Below are 16798 nucleotides of genomic sequence, written 5' to 3'. Positions count from 1 at the left end.
CCAAAATTAGGGCACAGTTCTTCTTTAGCTTATGCCGTGACATCACGTTTCATAAAGGTTGAATAACTAATGACAAGGAAAACTACTGCGTATATAGCAAGTACTGTTAATGAGAAGGGCAACGTCACATCAGCAATCATGGAGCCACCACCATGCTCATACTGTGTTAAATCAGAATGTGTGAGCCAAATATATTTGACGATGTCGTATCGGCTTAAGAACATAACTATCATGCCGCCTGTAAAAGAAAGGAACATCGTTAAACCGATTGCTAATGAGCTTGAGCGGAATACTGAGCCAATCAAAAAGGCAAATAATGTAGACATCACAAAATCGCCACTAGATAATAGGTAATGATAGGCTAAATCGCTCCATACAGCCTTTTCAACGACCTGTCCATTGACCATTTCTAATTCCACACCTGTTCCCATGCCGAACAAGACTAAGCCGATAAGGGCACTTACCACAACATTGACCACATACAATAACAAACCAAAAAGGAATGTTGTTAGTAATTTAGACGTTAACACTTTTGCACGAGACATTGGGCGCGTTAAGAGCATTTTAATCGTCCCTGTTGAAAATTCGCTCGATACAATACTAGCTGCGGTAATGACTGTAAATAAAGTAACAAGTGTAAGCATACCGCTTGTAAAGGACATAAAGCTTGCAAGACTACTATCTTTTTGACTTGGTGCATCATTCGCTAAACGATATTCAGAAATTGCCATCTGCTCTTGAAAGTATGCCTTATCTTCCTCCGTTAAATCTTCACCTGCTAGCGTCTCTTTATAAGATTGAATGGCATCCTGCTCTATGTCCTGCCAAGAGCCTTCCGTCGGGGATTTTACTTCATAATATTTGGTGATTCCAGCAGGAACAAGAATGACAAGAATCAGCATGGCCACCATTGCCCATGTTCCTTTTTTATGCCATAATTTCATCCACTCATTTTGAATTAGCTTCAGCAATTTGTCCGCCTCCAGTCATTTCTAAGAATTGATCCTCTAATGTTTTTTGATGTGGCTGTACAGCAAATAATTGAATACCCGCTTGGACTAGTTGTGTAGTCATAGCTGGGACATCCTCTTTCTTCATTTCCACCACATAGCCTTGATTCTCTGCTACAAAGTTAAAGTCACACTGTTCTAGATAAGCAGACACCTGCTCTTTTGGCTGTGCCTCCACATAATAAAATGATGAGCTTTCATTGTGAATATCGCGCAGATCAATTAGCTGCCCATTTTGAATCACGGCCACTCGATCACACATCAATTCAATTTCTGATAATAAGTGACTTGAGACAAAGACGGATACGCCCTCTTCTGAAGCAATCTTACGTAGGTACATACGAAACTCACGAATACCAGCAGGGTCTAAGCCATTCGTCGGCTCATCTAAAATCAAAAATTTCGGTCTGTGCAATAACGCCTGGGCTAATCCTAGTCGTTGTCTCATACCAAGTGAATACGTAGAGACCTTTTCATGTATACGATTTTCGAGCCCAACTTGTTGAATGACCTCCTGAATTCGTTCCTTTGTTACATTTTTATGCATACGTGCAAAATGTAGTAAATTTTTATAGCCTGACATAAATTTATACATTTCTGGATTTTCAACAATCACACCTACCTTACTAATGGCTTCCTCATAATGCTCCTTCAGTGAAAGCCCGTCGATGATGACATTGCCCTCTGTTGGATGCATAAGCCCTGTCATCATTCGGATTGTTGTTGTTTTCCCCGCTCCATTCGGTCCTAAAAATCCTGTAATTTGGCCTGGATATAAATCAATGTTTAACTGTTGAATTAATTGCTTTCCTCGAATAGTTTTCGATAAATTTTGCAATTGTACAATCGGTTCTGTCATATTTTTCACCCTTTCTAATCTATTTCGCCTGAGCATTATGCAGTCTGGCACGACAACATTGCTTTATTGACGATTCTTTCTTCACCTTTAGCTGTCAATATTTTTTACTGAAGGACGATAAAACCCTTTCATCCACTCAACTGCATCCTTATTAGCCACATCGCGTAATGTTTCCACATTCTCGTAGGCCATGATTGATCCTGCCTGCAATAAAATAATTTGATCTAAAATAGGCTCTACCTCATATAATTCATGTGTGGATAGCAAAATCGTTTGATTTTCGATGTCCGTAAATTGAATTAAGCCTTTAATCAACTGCTCTCTCACAATTGGGTCTAGCCCAGCAAATGGTTCGTCCATGACATAATAAGGAACCTCTCGTCCAAGGGTGGCAGCCATTTTCATGCGACCACGATTACCCTTTGATAATTGGCGTAGCTTTGTGCGCGTATCTACCTGTAAAAATTGTGCGACGATACAGGCTTTATCATAGGAAAAATCTTCAAATTGCGAAGCATAATGCTGGAAAAGCTGTTCACCCGTGTAGTACTCAAAAAATAAATCTGTATCTGGTAAATAAGCAATTTTGTCAGCACTTCTACGTGTGATGGGCTTACCCTCTAGTGTGATCTCACCAGCAGTGGGTCTCAGTAAACCAGCCAAAACTTTCATAAGCGTAGATTTACCACTACCATTTTCCCCAACTAGTCCAATGATTTGTCCAATCGGAAAGGAGAAGGATAGATCCTGTAAAACTTGCTTTTTCTTATATTGAAAAGATACATTTGATAGCTGTAACATCCCTTCACCTCACGCTTTATTTTTCAAAACCACAAGCATCTCTTCCTTCGAAAAGCCTAATGCCTCAATCGATGTTAAAAAATTTTCAGCCAGCTGATTTTTCATCTCTTCCCGCAATAACTCAATGCGCTCCTCATTGCTCGTAATAAATGTACCCTGTCCTCGTTTGGTTTCCGTTATGTTCATTGCCTCTAACTCCTTGTATACACGTTGCACCGTATTGACATTGACACCTGTTTCTACTGCATATTCTCGAACGGAGGGAAGTCGATCACCTAGCTCCAACTCCCCCTTCAAAATGTCTCCACAAATTCGATCGACAAGCTGGCTATAAATGGGTTTGTCACGCGAAAAATCCATCGTCATCGTAAAACCACCCTTTCAAGCCACTTCGATGCTGCTAAAAACAGCAGTAGTAGTAATAACGTAATGGCTATTTCCTCAACGACATATATCGAGCCAAGCATCCATTCCATCGTCATTTCTTTCGCTTTTGGTAGATAGTGTTCGATGTTTTGAAGCGAAACTTCTCCATGGAGGAAGATCGCTCGATACAGCTGACTCTCCGTTACCCGCGCCCAACCAGCTGTGGTTACATAAAACACAATCATTGTCAGCACAATTGAAAAACGACCTATTATGCGCTTCAATTGCAAATAAAAAGCTAAAAAGAATAAAGGAACGATAAATAGCATTAATTGTAAAATCGTCAATATAATAACAATTATTACTAAAACTAATAAAATTTGTCCAGCGCTCGCGATCAGCTCATCCTTAATATTGAAGATGGCTATACTCGTGAAAAGGATAGTGAAGAGGACATAACCTACTAATGAGCAAACCAATTTTGCTCCGATAAGCTTTGTGATAGAGCTTGTTGAATGGAGCCAGCTCTCCTTTGCTTTAATATCCAAACGCATCGATGCTAAAAATTGTAAGATAGAATAGAATCCACCTAGAAAAAGGACGAGCATTGTAAATGCAAATGCTAGCTGATGCTCATGTGCAAAGAGATCGACATACTGATGTAAGATATAGGGAACGATCCAAGATAGCATAAGTCCCATAAATATCCCTACTAGAAACCATGAGCGATAAAGTACCCATTCTTTTTTTAAAAGTCCTATAAAGCTTTTCAATCACAACACCTCGTGTCATAGTGTACTAGTTACATATTACACTATGACTTTTTTGTTGGCAAGTGGCAAATACAAGAAAAAGGAAATTTTGTTTACTCAACAATTACGATTATGTTCAAAGAAGGTATTCACCTATTAAACACAGAATATATGGATAGCACTCTAACACTAAGCGTAAGGTGGTACTTGAATGGATAAAAGAGTTGTCTTTGATTTTGAAATTGAATTTACCAATGGTGGTGGTATACAAGGGCAGGATTTTCGCCTTGATATTGAAGGAGATGACATATCGGACGAAGAGCTAGCTAAGTATATTGTGGAAGATATGAGGTTGCTCATGGTTGGCAAGGTAACGATCCTAAACAAAAAAATTATTAATGAAAAACATAAACGAAAACCTCTTGACGAGCATGAAAGGATATGAAGATCGTTGAAAGCGATACTATTTGATTTAGATGATACCTTACTTAATCGAGATCATGCTGTCGATAACCTGTTTTATATTATTTTGGAAAAATACTATGGTGCTATTCAGGGTATGCTCAAAAAGGACATGCTGGAAAAATTTAAGGAATACGATAAAAGAGACTATGGGATTGCCGATAAAACCAATGTTTTATCATCGTTTTTTGATGCGTTTCCATCAACCTTTCAATTGCCTCGCCATGACATGCAAGATTTTTGGGATCAGCAGTTTCCATATTGCTTTTCTATCGATCAACATATGTTGAAGGTTCTCCAAACGATTAAGAAGCAAGTACAAGTTGGCATTATCACAAACGGCTCTACACTGCGACAAAAGGCTAAAATCACACATACAGGTTTAGCTAGCTATTTTGATGTTATTCTTATTTCTGAGGAAGTAGGCTTAACTAAGCCTGACAAACGCATATTTGAATTAGCTCTACATCAGCTCCAAGTTCAGCCAAATGAAGCCTTATTCGTTGGGGATGACTTAGCAAAAGATATTGCTGGTTGTCAGCAAGCAAGGATGAAGGGCATATGGTACAATCCTCATCGGCTCACGAATCCTACTGACATTAAACCTGATGCAGTGATTCATTCATTTGAGCAATTAATAAAAGGAAGAGCCCTGTTTAACTAGGACTCTTCCTTTGACTGTTACACCATTTTCCCTACTACTTTTACCTTCAATCTTGTTGCATTTTCTGGATGATACGCGAGAGGTGTTTCTTCTACTTCCACTAGCTCAATGGTATCCTCAAGAGCACCTGCTAATACGGCTTGTTTCACAGCCTTGTTTTGTGCATCCTTTAAGGATTCCACACGCGGTTCTTTGGAATAAATATAAATTTGCTCATATTGACCACTAATTTGTGCAATCGAGGCTCCGATGGCATTCGCAACACCACCGTATTCAGATTTTACAATTGTGGAAACGCCCCGAATATTTTCTGGCACAATGATACCACCACCCCCTACTAAGACTAATGACACATCCTCTGAGGAAGTTTTCATCTTATCAATCGCCTGTTCTAGTAACGAAGAAATTTCTTCTTGAACGGCTTTGGCAAAGGCTTCATCAATATGTGCCACTAACGTGGAATCACCTACATCTGCTAAGCCTAAACGGACAGCGATATCTGTTGTCGTTAAGGTCGAGCCACCGAAAACAAGGGCCTCCTCACTGATTTTATAGCCTACACTATCCGGCCCAACTGTAATTTTGTTGCCGTTCACACGAACAATACTTCCCCCGCCAAGTCCGACTGAAATAATATCTGGCATCCTAAAGTTTGTCCGAATGTCTCCCACTTCAACTGCGACCGAGGATTCTCGCGGGAAACCATCCTGTAATACACCGATATCTGAAGTGGTACCCCCAACATCCAATACCATTGTATTTTGAATTTGAGATAAATACGATGCTCCACGGATACTATTTGTTGGTCCACAGGCAATTGTTAAAATTGGGAATTGCTTGGCGTAGTCGATAGACATTAATGTACCGTCATTCTGGCATAGATACACCTCTACATCAAAAATGCCTTCCGCTTGTAACGCCTGTACAAAGCCCTGTGTTGTTGTCTCAATCACCTTACATAATGCAGCATTTAGAATCGTAGCATTTTCACGTTCTATTAACCCGACTGAACCTATTAATGAGGAGCAGGAAATTGGGAATTCCTCGCCATAGATTTCTTGAATCCATTCACGAACCTGCAATTCTTGATCATTTTTAATAGAGGAAAAGACACCAACAATCGCAATGGATTCTACTTGACCACGCCATTCCTCCAGTAATTTTGTAATTTCCTGTTGATCAAGCGCACTCAATAATTGGCCGTCATATTCATAACCACCATGGGCAATGGCATAATTACCAGATAATTTATCAATCATATCTGCTGGCCAAGCTGTATAAGGGAGTACGGAAGCCGTCGCTGGATAACCTAGTCGAATGACACCAACCTTTGCAAGCTTTTTACGTTCAACAATGGCATTGGTGCATTGTGTTGTCCCTAACATCGCATGGGTAATTTTTGTTTTATCAATATTTGCGCCCTCTAGTAATTGTTGCAGTGACTTTTCAATCCCTGTTTTAATATCTAAGCTTGTTGGTGATTTCACACTGTAAATAAGCTGGCTATTATGGTCTAAAAGGATGGCATCTGTGTTTGTTCCACCTACATCGATTCCAATTTTATACATGCTCTGCTACCTCCTTTTTCACCAATTCCTCAATTGGCGTATACTCATATTCATAGCCAAAGTATTTGGGTCCAGCTGTTTCAATACCTTTTGCTGTACGCCATTTTTCATGTGCTGGTAAGCCAATCACACGCACACGTTTACCATATTTTAAGCTCTCTGTTGTAACAGGCAATAAAGTTTCATAATCCACCAAACAAATTAAGTCTGGTGTCATCGCTATAACCTGCTCGTTTTTCTCAGCTAATAAGTTTTCATTTTGGAAATGAACCTTCATTTGATCATTTTTATAAGATTCAATACCTTCAAGATTCATTTTACCTAGGTTAAAGCCACCCTTCGTTTCACGAATAACATCCACTATTTTTCCTTGGAAAAGCTCATATCCATCCGTAAGCTTTAAAAGGCTTTGTAGCTTATCGTTCACCTCTTGGTCTTTCGAGGCAATAATTTCACCAATTTTTTCAGAAAGCGTCACTATATGATGAACACCGCTTTGTTTAATTTGCGCACCCGTTGTTGGGTAGAGGCTCACTAAAGAACTAGCGCCCATTTCTACTGTTGCTGTTCGGGCGATACGCTCGGTCCATTTATTATCAATCGTTTCAAAAATACCAATATTCCCTTTTTCATCAGTGATGGCCATTGGCGTTGCCGAAATCCCATCTAAGTGGAATGTCACCATTTGTAATTCCGGAAATGCACGCCCCATGCCATCACAATCAATCAATGGTAAGCCAAGCTGTGCTGCTACTACAATAGGAATCATCGAATTGACCCCACCTGCTTCCATTGGATAGGTGCCTGCAATTTTTTCTTTTCCTAAATATTGGGCAAGCTTTTGGAAAACCTTAACAAACTCATCGCCACGTGGGAATTTTTCTACTAAAACTGATGGTGCCCCCATCATTGCAGCTGGAATGAAAAAATCATCATCCGCAATTTCATCCACTGAATACAACTTTACAGGGCCATTTTTTTCGATAGCAGAAAGCGCCATTAATTTTCCAATATAGGGATCTCCTCCCCCACCTGTTCCTAAAAATGCTGCCCCTATGGCAATATGTTCAATAGCTGCCTGATCTAAATATCTCATCTATGTTCCTCCAATATGACCGTTTTTTGTACAGATACACGATACCCAACATAATAAATCACGAATGAAATAATGATGCCAATCATCGGTTGGTTTGGTAGCGCTGGCAATGCAGGGAATAAGGAAAATACCACTGGCATACAGGCAATTACAGCACCTACTAGCCAAGAAAATACACCTAATCGATTGACCCCTTCAACTTCCTGCCAGTTATCTGTTTTGCCTTTATGAATGACCCAGTAGGAAGCAATCATCACCCCTGCAACAGGCGGAATCATCGCCGATAAAATTGACATGATAGGTGTAAAATAATTTAAAATCCCTACAACGGCTAAGATTGTGCCAATTGTACCCGCCACACCTATGGCTAATCGTTCTTTGTTTTTAGCAACATCAAATACATTAATTAAGGCAATTCCACCTGAAATTGCATTGACCAAATTGGTTTTCCATGTTGCTAAAATCAGACCCACTCCACCAATAAAGGGTGTTGCGATATGCAGAAAGACTGCTGTAATATCACTTGTTTGATAGGCAATCGTTAAGACAGCTCCCACAGCAATCATTAGCACCCCTGCAGGAATAATCCCTAATGTAGCGGCTTTGAAAACGTCTGAACGATTTTTTGAAAATTGCGAATAATCACCCGCTATAACAGCCCCTAATGCAAAGGACCCAATCGTTACAGCTAAACCATCCATAAAGCTCATATTGCCCTGTGGCTGATAATCCCGAACGAGCTGTAGTTGCTCACCAGTTAATATTTGACCTAAACCATACAGACAAATGATGACGAGCAATGGTACGGCGATATAGCTTAAAATACGCAACACCTTCATCCCATAAAGTGCGGATACGACCATGACCATACCACTAATGAATGAAGCGATTGGAATAGGTATATTCAAATGATAGATTGCTAATAAATTTGCTAAGGCTACGCCACACACATTGGCCTGAATGCCAAACCACCCTAAGCAAGCAATAGCTAAGATAATGGATAATATTGTACGAGAGCCCTTTTTTCCAAACACTTGTCCTGCTATATGGACAGTGGGCTTTCCTAAATCACTGCTTTGCATGCCTTGCAAAATCATGATGATCACGACAATAGCATAGCCTACAAAAGCAACAGCCAGTGCCTTTGATAAACTCATATTGGTAATCAGTGCGTTACCGACTAATAAACTGGGAATACAAATCATGGCACCAGCCCAAATAATGCCTAAGCTATACCAAGATTGACCTTTATTTTCATTTTGCATGTGACTCCCTCCTTATTTGGTGATGGATTAATGTTTTTAATTATAGAAGATAGGTAAGAGTCGAGTCTTTTGCGCAAATGAAAAAAATAATCTGAAATTTTGTTCAAAATGACAAAATTTCAGATTATTCTAATCATTAATCAATCGATATAGCATGCAAGCCATGTAGGCATCATAAAATTCCGAATATACGGTAACATCTGTGCCAATCAGCTCACTAATTTTTTTGATGCGGTATTTCACCGTGTTTTTATGGATATAGAGGAGCTCTGCACAGCGCTCCACACTAGCATTTGCATCTAATAAAAAGGTTATCAATGTCTGCAAGGAATCATGGTCACGTAAAATGGGTTCAATTACAGACAAATATTCTTCAATCATTTCCTCGCCCTGCTTACTGACATCAATTGCCCTTTTCATAGAGCGCACTTCCGCTGCAGTAAACAATTTTCGCATCGGATAAATCGTATGGGCTTTGTCCCCCACCTGATTGACCAATTGATACATTTGACGAACAGACTTTGTATTTCTCATTTTAGGTGCATAAACAATTTCTGCGATTTGGGCATCATACTGAGTAGTTTCACTATATTCAATGGCAATTTCAAACTCATGATGCTTATAAAAGCAATTGCCTACCAGTACAATCATACAATGGTCAATGCATTGGATGACTCTTGTTTGATAATATTTGGACAGTTGCTCTTCTAATTCATCGCGAATTCTTTTTTCGTCTGCTAAATCATGCATGTAAACAAGCCACATCATTTGAATGGCGGAAACATCAATATGAAGGAGATTGGCTAATCTTCTCATTTTCTCCCCCTCATCATTGATAATAGCTTTAACTAAGGCATATTCACTAACCTCATCATGCTTGTCTCCCCATAAATTTATGGCTACTTGCACAACCTCACTTACTTTTTCAATTGTCTTAGCAGGTAATTTTGTATTTTCTTTAATCAGAAATAAAAATAGCGGCTCGCCATTTTTTTGATGTACTCTTTTATAGTCTACGACACAGGCGACATCACTTCTTAGCAGCTCAAGCTTGCCTGCTTCCCTCTGAAAATTGGATTGGGAGCATTCTTCAATGACATTCGCTACATCTAATGATGAATTTCGAGGCCACATCACTTGGTTCACAATGTCAAAATGACTATTGGTGAGCACAATATTAGCCTTCAAACGATCTGAAAGCATTTTCAGTGTAATTTCAACACTTCTTAAATGCTCAGGTAGTAACGATACCTTTTCTAATGTCTCTTTGACAAAATGATCATTAACGCCTTGATTACTAACAATCGCTTCCATAACCTCATAAATAACCTCGTTATAGCGCAGTGAATAATCATTTCGCGGCATACAAATGATAATAAAGCCTTGCGCCTCCGCTAACGCAAGCACTTCTTCTGGAATATCAGGTAATACAATGCCGACATAATATAAAATAAGCCCCAGCTCTCCTAAATCATGTAAATGCTGAATCGTTTCACATTGCTGCTCCACACTATCTCGAATGGAGTAAAAGGAGCTAATGACAAGCTCCTCTGCATACCATTCCTCCTGTACACGGTTAATAATTTTCGAATAAAAATCAACATTTGATACCTCTAATACAGATAGAGATGATACGGTACGGTGCAGATTATCTCGCCCTGTTAACACCTCTGCCCCTCGAAAAGATGGCAATTGTAATAATTCATTGACCGTTACCCCATGTTCCACCACCACTTTTCTTTACAACTCTTTTGAAGAAGAATACCATATCCCCTACTATCTTTCAAAATACAGTTTGCTCTCTATTTTAACTGGTAGCTTGTTAGTGTTAAAATAGTAACTAAATGGATAAGATCAGAGAGGAAAATGAGGATGTCTAATCAGACAAAAACCATTGGTACAAAAATCCGACACAGTCTACAGGCAGATTGTCAAAGCTGTTTTGGCTTGTGCTGTACCGCTTTAAATATTGTGGCTTCTAGTGATTTTGCAATCAATAAACCAGCAGGCACGCCATGTCCTAATTTGCAGGATAACTATAGCTGTCACATACATAGTCAGCTACGAGAGACAGGTTTTAAGGGCTGTACCGTTTTTGATTGCCTAGGCGCAGGTCAACAAGTTTCGCAGGTGACATTTCATGGACAAGATTGGCGAGAATCTCGTGAGCATGCTGACAAGATGTTTCGTGTTTTTCCCATTATGGAACAGCTTTACGAAATGATTGCGTATGTGGCGGAGGCTTTGTCCTACCAGGTGGATAATATGCTTTATGAACAGCTCCTTGCTCAATTGAAGCACCTACAGCAGACCATAGCTCAGGATGCAGATACCTTATTAGCCTTGGATATGGTAGCTATTCGTATGCCGATCAATGCACTATTGCTCCAAACTAGCGAACAGATTCGCCAGCACAGTTTGAAGGGAAAGGCTTCTAGAAACTTGAATCAGCGTGGGGCTGATTGGATGGGCAAAAATTTAAAAGGCAAGGATTTACGAGCGACTGATCTAAGGGGGAGTTATTTAATAGCAGCTAATCTTCAAGATGCGAATTTACAGGGAGTAGATTTCATCGGGGCTGATTTGCGAGATGCCAATTTACGCGGTGCTGATCTTTCAACAAGTCTGTTTTTAACCCAAATGCAAATCAACGCCGCACAGGGGGATCGTTCGACTAAATTACCTTCCTATATAAAACGACCTGCTCATTGGCAATAAAAAAGGTAGATGGCGTTTTACGCTCATCTACCTTTTTCATTAGGCTTGTTTCTTTTTATATAGCACAGTAGCCGCCACTAACACGAGTAAAATAGACTGCCCTATGATTGTTTCCACTGTTGGATAGAAGCCAATCAAGCTAATAACAGGTAAGCCATCAACAATCGTTGTGGACAGATTATCTGTCAGCTGCAAAGTATGCAGACTGACACCAATAATTTTAAAGGCTAGCACATAAATTAAAATAGTTGCTACTGCAAAAAATTTGTGAATTGGAATTTTGCCACTTGCTTTAAATAACACAACTGCAAGTACAGCAAGAATGAGCAGTGCCACCACAATTCCAAGAATAAACTGCGATGTTTCCATTTTCGGTGCAATCCCCGCATAAAAGACTAGTGTTTCTGCACCTTCACGGAAGACCGATAAAAAGCTAATCATAGCCATCGCAAAAATAGAGCCACTCGAAATGGCATTACCCATTTGTTTGGAAATATAGCGATTCCAACTGACCACGCTTGATTTACTATGCAGCCAAATACCAACACCGATCATCATCGCTGCAGCAATTAACCCTACATAGCCTTCCATTAACTCGCGATTCGTATCAATCGTTGCCGAATTTAAAATCGTCGACATAAGGATGGCAGCTACGGCGGATAATAGAACGCCGATAAACGCGCCGATATAAATCCATTTGCGCATCTTGTTCTGTCCTGATTTATTAAGGAATGACACTAAGGCTAAAATAATCAGTAATGCCTCTAGCCCTTCGCGTAATAAAATTAACGCAGCGTCCCAAATTGTGTAATCGGAATCCCCTTGCATCAGCTCAATTTCAGTACGGAATATATTTAATTGTTTGGTAATTGCTTGCTGATCGACGTTGGATTTTAATAAATCACTCGCGATAATCGGCATATCACTTTCAATTTTCGTGTAAAGACTACCATTACGTGTGGAGATTTCAATTTCTACACTTGGCCAAATGGTAATAAACTCACGTATTTTATTTGAAGCTGCCTGGTAATCACCTGCATCCACAAAATCATTGGCCTCATCTATATAGGCAATTAATGTCGCTAATGAATACTCTCCCTCTACCACTTCGGCTGTTTCTTTACCAGCTACAAAATCCTCAATCGTTTGCTTTAAATCAGCAAATTGAGATTGCATAAGCGCTACATCAGGCTCCTCAGCAGAAATAGAGATTCGAAGAAATGCCATTTGTGTTTCGATTTGCCCGTACATTGCGATACTTTGTTCACGCACAGGTCGCTCATTTTTATTCCATTTACTATTAAAATCTTTGTAGGCTTCATCAATGGCCTGAATATCACCACTTGCTAAAGCTTTTTCAAAGTCTGCCATTATCGGCTTAAATTTTTGCCCAAATTCTGCTCGCTGTGCCGCTTCATCCACTGGATTTTCAAGCTTTTCTAATGCACGCAATGCATTCGATAGTGCTGATAGCGCCTCTAAACGCTCATCCTTAGACGTTGCCTCAGTAGCCTGTGCAAGGATTTCATCAACCTTTGCTTTTGCCTCTTTCTGCTCTGAAGATACTTTAGCCCAATCCACAGCAAATTGTTCAAGTGCCTGCTTGGCCTCCGCCTCTTTATCCTGCTTTGTATTCATCAGTGCATCACTAATCGCAATATAGAGATGACTATAGGATTGCGCAGCTTGCACAGGTAAAGCTAAAGTCAGCATGAGGGCAATCACGATACTACAGCGCATTAAAAAGTGCTTCACCTAAATAACTCCCCTTTTGTACACCAGGGAAGCAAGCAAACACGGCACTGCCTCGATGGGTAATATACTCATTCATTTTATCCATACGCCCTAAGCTATTTTGGATCGTTGTAAATTGGGCTGGGTCTTTTTGAAAAGAGATAAAGATTAGCCCCGCATCATGGGTCCCTGTATTCGACATCACACCTGATGCATAGGAATAAGAGCGTCGCAAAATACGCGCACCTGATTTCCGCGCCAAATGGACATGTGATGTATCAGGCATAATATAATTGCCCTTATCATCCTTTGCCTCTACATCAAAATCATCGAATTCCTTTGTTTTGCCAAAAGGTGCCCCACTGTCGCGGTAACGGCCAAATGTTGCCTCTTGATCTTTCAATGATGTACGATCCCAAGTTTCAAGATGCATCTGAACTTTACGCGCAATTAAATAAGAGCCACCCTTTAGCCAGCCTTTATCCACCCACACGACCTCATTTAAGTCTTTTTCATCCGTAATGGCTGGATTTACAGTACCGTCCTTGAAGGCGAAGAGGTTTCGTGGTGTCCCTCCACTAGCTGGAAACGAGTTAAAGCCCGCCTGTGACCATTTTATTTCTACTTTACCTGAAGCAGCTCGTACTAGATTACGAACAGCATGGAAGGCCACCTGCGGATCATCTGCACAAGCCTGAATACACAAATCACCACCAGTGTATTCTTTCTGTAGCTGATCTTTAGGGAAATGTGGTAAATCCTTTAGCTCCGCTGGTTTTAAATGCTGGATGCCCAGTTTATCGAATAATGAAGGCCCGACACCAATGGTAATGGATAGATTAGATGCATCTAAGCCCTCTGCCTCTCCAGTATCGCCAGTTGGCACTCTTGTATTTGTCGATACATCGACCATGACTTCACCATTCATTAAACGCACAACAAGGGGTGTCCATTGCTGGAACAACGCTTGTAGTTCCTTCTTTGATGTCACTAATACATCTAAAGAAGCAAAATAAATATTCGTCTGTACAGGTGTCACAATACCTGACTGATGCTTGCCATAGAAATTGACCTTATTGCTAGCCGTCGTGCTATCTGCTACTGGCTCAAAGACATCATAGCCCATTGCTTTCATGACACCACCCAAGCCAGAGGCACCGATGGCAACACCTGCCACACCGATACCTGTTAGCTTTAACATATCACGTCTAGAAATTTTTTTATTTATAAATTTTTCCTCGTTTGACATTGTCATTGTTTATGTTCACTCCAAAATGATACCCATTTGACTTAATGGTTCTCCAAGCTGATTCACCGCTGCTGCCAGTGCTTTTGTGTTTTCCTCCGTTAATTCTTCGTAAGATATATAACCACCATTAGCCGTTGCATGCTGTGCTAATAAATCGTCCACTGCTTTGAATTTTTCATCAAGAGTTGCCACTAATGTGGAATCTTTTGCTTCTAATTTTGAGCGTAAAATCTCAAAGATTTTTTCTGCGCCTTCAATATTTGCTTTAAAATCATAAAGGTCTGTATGAGAGTAAATTTCTTCCTCACCTGTAATTTTAGATGTTGATACTTCATTTAATAAATCTACTGCACCTGTAATCATTAAGTCAGGTGTCACTTCCACTGTTTGCACAAGTGCATGCAATTCCTTCGCATCTGCAAGAAGCTGATCTGCTACAGCCTCATAACCTTTTGTTGTATTTTCTTCCCAAAGCGCATACTCAAGCTTATGGTAGCCTGACCATTCTTCCTCACCCTTACCTTCTTCTTGAATATCTGCTAAACGTCCATCGATGCGAGGGTCAAGATCACCGAAGCTTTCCGCAATTGGCTCAGAGCGTTCAAAATACATACGTGCTGGCGCATACGCTGCCTTTGCCCCTTCAATATCGCCTGCTTTGAATAGGTTCACAAATTTCTCTGTATCTAGTAAAAATTGATCCATTTGCTCTAACGCAAATTGTTGATAGGCTGATAATTCAGAAGATAAATCCACCTCTTTTGTAGCTTGCTCCGCCTGTTCTGTTGCTGGCTTATCTTCTTTTTTTACTTCTTCTGTATTGCCACAGCCAGCCATTAAAATGCCTCCTGCTACTAATACCGACAAAAATGATTTGTTTTTCATACTTCGTACCTACTTCCGAATTTGTTTTATATTGTGATGATAATGATTATCATCATCTATTGCAACAACTATTTTTGTAAATAGAAAAAAACGTCATTTTTCAGTTATTCTTTACAAACAACTAGAAAAAAGACGTTTTTTCTACAATATAATGATTCTAATCTACAAAATTTTTGCTTGTTTCAAATTTTCATGTTTTCCATGTAAAAGGTAATAAAGCACAATCGACACTAAAATAACAAAGACCATCGAGAAGAAAATCGAGCTGTAGCCCATAGATGGTACAAATAAGCCTAAGAAATAAGGCCCGACACCTAAGCCTAAATCATAAAAAATAAAATACGTAGATGTCGCAAGTCCTAAACGCTCATTTGGTGTTACTTTGATGGCAATTGCCTGTGCCACCGAGTTGAAGTTTCCATAGCCAATCCCGATACAAGCGGCAGCGATTAAAAAGGCAATCGTAGTTGTTGCTGAGCTAAAGGCATACATGCCTATTGCAAACAACACTAAGCATGGATAGATAATGATATTTGCCCCTCTTGTATCAAGCAATTTCCCTGTAAATGGACGTGTAGCCAAAATGACAATAGCATAGATAATAAAGAAGTAGCTACCTGCTGATACTAAATCTAGCTCCTTTGCATAAAACGTCATAAACGACATCACACCTGAATAAGCAAAGCCAATCACAAGTGCCACAAAGGCAATCGGTACTGCACGCATTTCAATAAAGTTCGTCACTTTAAACCCAGCCTTTACAGCTGTATCCTTTGCTTTTTTCGGTGCATCTGGCACGGTCACAATGTAATACATAAAGAAACAAATAATCGCTAACACAGAATCTACTGCAAAAATCATACGATAATCTGCAAATAGCTGTGTTAATAATATTCCAATAAATGGGCCAATGGCTGTGGCTAGAATAGCGCTTAAGCTATAATAACCAATCCCTTCTCCACGACGCTCAGCTGGTAAAATTTGTGCAATAATGGTACCTGTTGCTGTACTGGCAATCCCTAGTGCAATCCCCTGTACTAAACGATTGATCATCAGCAGTGGTAAATTGCCTGCTATAAAATAAGACATTGTTGATAACATAAATAATAATAGTCCACAAAATAATGTTTTTTTGCTACCCCAGTCTCCAATAATACGCCCTGTCCCAAGACGACCTAATAGTGTCCCGATAATAAAAATACTCGATACAAGCCCCGCTGTACTTGTAGAGGCATTAAAATGCTCCACCGCATATGCTGCTATCGTAACCATTAATAAATAAAAGATTAACGTAATGGTAAAATTAATAAGTGAGACAATTAAAAAATCTTTTGTCCATAGTTTCTTTCTGGTTGCTTCCACGTTTCTC

Annotated in this window: 16 protein-coding genes; 3 read left to right on the top strand and 13 right to left on the bottom strand. The window is 39.8% G+C overall.

All coding sequences use genetic code 11. The annotated features are described in order from the left end of the window. Positions 1 to 29: 29 nt before the first annotated feature. The 5 genes from NYE73_RS10060 to NYE73_RS10040 form a co-directional block, all read right to left on the bottom strand. Positions 30 to 971 carry an ABC transporter permease gene (locus NYE73_RS10060; RefSeq protein ID WP_131519853.1) on the bottom strand — a complete coding sequence of 314 codons (942 nt, stop codon included), beginning with the start codon at positions 969 to 971 and terminating at the stop codon, positions 30 to 32. Beyond that, entirely contained in the window at positions 949 to 1869 is a 921-nt protein-coding gene (locus tag NYE73_RS10055) for an ABC transporter ATP-binding protein (RefSeq protein WP_009370928.1), read from the bottom strand. The genes NYE73_RS10060 and NYE73_RS10055 overlap by 23 nt, the downstream gene beginning before the upstream one ends. A gap of 87 nt (positions 1870 to 1956) precedes the next feature. Then, complete coding sequence (locus NYE73_RS10050; RefSeq protein WP_259948825.1) at positions 1957 to 2670, bottom strand: ABC transporter ATP-binding protein; 714 nt, start codon at positions 2668 to 2670, stop codon at positions 1957 to 1959. 9 nt (positions 2671 to 2679) lie between these two features. After that, positions 2680 to 3036 (bottom strand): GntR family transcriptional regulator, encoded by a 357-nt coding sequence (locus NYE73_RS10045; RefSeq protein ID WP_103117856.1) that lies wholly within the window; start codon positions 3034 to 3036, stop codon positions 2680 to 2682. Continuing rightward, positions 3033 to 3809, bottom strand: coding sequence for a hypothetical protein (locus NYE73_RS10040; protein ID WP_259948822.1), 777 nt, complete (start codon positions 3807 to 3809; stop codon positions 3033 to 3035). Before NYE73_RS10040 ends, NYE73_RS10045 begins: the two co-directional genes overlap by 4 nt. Positions 3810 to 3999: 190 nt before the next feature. Here NYE73_RS10040 and NYE73_RS10035 point away from each other — a divergent pair, with 190 nt between their 5' ends. Together NYE73_RS10035 and NYE73_RS10030 are read left to right on the top strand one after the other, a co-directional pair. After that, complete coding sequence (locus tag NYE73_RS10035) at positions 4000 to 4233, top strand: cyclase (protein ID WP_259948820.1); 234 nt, start codon at positions 4000 to 4002, stop codon at positions 4231 to 4233. Positions 4234 to 4239: 6 nt separating this feature from the next. Next, positions 4240 to 4914, top strand: coding sequence for an HAD family hydrolase (locus NYE73_RS10030; protein ID WP_103117853.1), 675 nt, complete (start codon positions 4240 to 4242; stop codon positions 4912 to 4914). A gap of 17 nt (positions 4915 to 4931) precedes the next feature. Here the strand turns inward: NYE73_RS10030 and NYE73_RS10025 are convergent, their stop codons facing one another. The 4 genes from NYE73_RS10025 to NYE73_RS10010 all read right to left on the bottom strand — a co-directional run bounded on the left by NYE73_RS10025 (position 4932) and on the right by NYE73_RS10010 (position 10574). After that, a complete protein-coding gene (locus NYE73_RS10025) occupies positions 4932 to 6482 on the bottom strand; it encodes a hydantoinase/oxoprolinase N-terminal domain-containing protein (RefSeq protein WP_103117852.1) in 1551 nt (516 codons plus the stop codon). Next, positions 6475 to 7578, bottom strand: a complete 1104-nt coding sequence (locus NYE73_RS10020) for a DUF917 domain-containing protein (protein ID WP_103117851.1) — start codon at positions 7576 to 7578, stop codon at positions 6475 to 6477. The genes NYE73_RS10025 and NYE73_RS10020 overlap by 8 nt, the downstream gene beginning before the upstream one ends. Next, positions 7575 to 8843, bottom strand: coding sequence for a cytosine permease (locus NYE73_RS10015; RefSeq protein WP_259948815.1), 1269 nt, complete (start codon positions 8841 to 8843; stop codon positions 7575 to 7577). Before NYE73_RS10015 ends, NYE73_RS10020 begins: the two co-directional genes overlap by 4 nt. A 129-nt stretch (positions 8844 to 8972) precedes the next feature. Then, positions 8973 to 10574 (bottom strand): PucR family transcriptional regulator, encoded by a 1602-nt coding sequence (locus NYE73_RS10010; protein WP_259955515.1) that lies wholly within the window; start codon positions 10572 to 10574, stop codon positions 8973 to 8975. A gap of 141 nt (positions 10575 to 10715) precedes the next feature. Here NYE73_RS10010 and NYE73_RS10005 point away from each other — a divergent pair, with 141 nt between their 5' ends. After that, on the top strand, positions 10716 to 11561 hold the full coding sequence (locus NYE73_RS10005) for a pentapeptide repeat-containing protein (protein WP_259948811.1): 846 nt from the start codon (positions 10716 to 10718) through the stop codon (positions 11559 to 11561). 39 nt (positions 11562 to 11600) lie between these two features. Here NYE73_RS10005 and NYE73_RS10000 read toward each other — a convergent pair whose 3' ends face one another. The 4 genes from NYE73_RS10000 to NYE73_RS09985 all read right to left on the bottom strand — a co-directional run bounded on the left by NYE73_RS10000 (position 11601) and on the right by NYE73_RS09985 (position 16791). Then, positions 11601 to 13316: an FTR1 family iron permease gene (locus NYE73_RS10000; protein WP_259948809.1), complete on the bottom strand. Its 1716-nt coding sequence runs from the start codon at positions 13314 to 13316 to the stop codon at positions 11601 to 11603. Continuing rightward, positions 13291 to 14550: an iron uptake transporter deferrochelatase/peroxidase subunit gene (efeB, locus tag NYE73_RS09995; protein WP_259948807.1), complete on the bottom strand. Its 1260-nt coding sequence runs from the start codon at positions 14548 to 14550 to the stop codon at positions 13291 to 13293. Before efeB ends, NYE73_RS10000 begins: the two co-directional genes overlap by 26 nt. 9 nt (positions 14551 to 14559) lie before the next feature. Further along, on the bottom strand, positions 14560 to 15429 hold the full coding sequence (gene efeO / locus NYE73_RS09990) for an iron uptake system protein EfeO (protein ID WP_259948804.1): 870 nt from the start codon (positions 15427 to 15429) through the stop codon (positions 14560 to 14562). A gap of 162 nt (positions 15430 to 15591) precedes the next feature. Further along, positions 15592 to 16791 carry an MFS transporter gene (locus NYE73_RS09985; protein WP_054550885.1) on the bottom strand — a complete coding sequence of 400 codons (1200 nt, stop codon included), beginning with the start codon at positions 16789 to 16791 and terminating at the stop codon, positions 15592 to 15594. Positions 16792 to 16798: the final 7 nt, after the last annotated feature.

Origin of the sequence: Lysinibacillus sp. FSL K6-0102 (genome assembly GCF_038003545.1) — a bacterium.
Lineage (GTDB): Bacteria > Bacillota > Bacilli > Bacillales_A > Planococcaceae > Lysinibacillus > Lysinibacillus capsici.
Note: the sequence above shows the minus strand (reverse complement) of the source record. Positions and strands in the feature narration are given on the sequence as shown.

Bases quoted from the DNA above. Each gene is read 5' to 3' on its own strand.
- NYE73_RS10055 (WP_009370928.1), bottom strand. From the start codon at position 1,869: ATGACAGAACCGATTGTACAATTGCAAAATTTATCGAAAACTATTCGA.
- NYE73_RS10050 (WP_259948825.1), bottom strand. From the start codon at position 2,670: ATGTTACAGCTATCAAATGTATCTTTTCAATATAAGAAAAAGCAAGTT.
- NYE73_RS10045 (WP_103117856.1), bottom strand. From the start codon at position 3,036: ATGACGATGGATTTTTCGCGTGACAAACCCATTTATAGCCAGCTTGTC.
- NYE73_RS10035 (WP_259948820.1), top strand. From the start codon at position 4,000: ATGGATAAAAGAGTTGTCTTTGATTTTGAAATTGAATTTACCAATGGT.
- NYE73_RS10025 (WP_103117852.1), bottom strand. From the start codon at position 6,482: ATGTATAAAATTGGAATCGATGTAGGTGGAACAAACACAGATGCCATC.
- NYE73_RS10020 (WP_103117851.1), bottom strand. From the start codon at position 7,578: ATGAGATATTTAGATCAGGCAGCTATTGAACATATTGCCATAGGGGCA.
- NYE73_RS10015 (WP_259948815.1), bottom strand. From the start codon at position 8,843: ATGCAAAATGAAAATAAAGGTCAATCTTGGTATAGCTTAGGCATTATT.
- NYE73_RS10005 (WP_259948811.1), top strand. From the start codon at position 10,716: ATGTCTAATCAGACAAAAACCATTGGTACAAAAATCCGACACAGTCTA.
- efeB (WP_259948807.1), bottom strand. From the start codon at position 14,550: ATGACAATGTCAAACGAGGAAAAATTTATAAATAAAAAAATTTCTAGA.
- efeO (WP_259948804.1), bottom strand. From the start codon at position 15,429: ATGAAAAACAAATCATTTTTGTCGGTATTAGTAGCAGGAGGCATTTTA.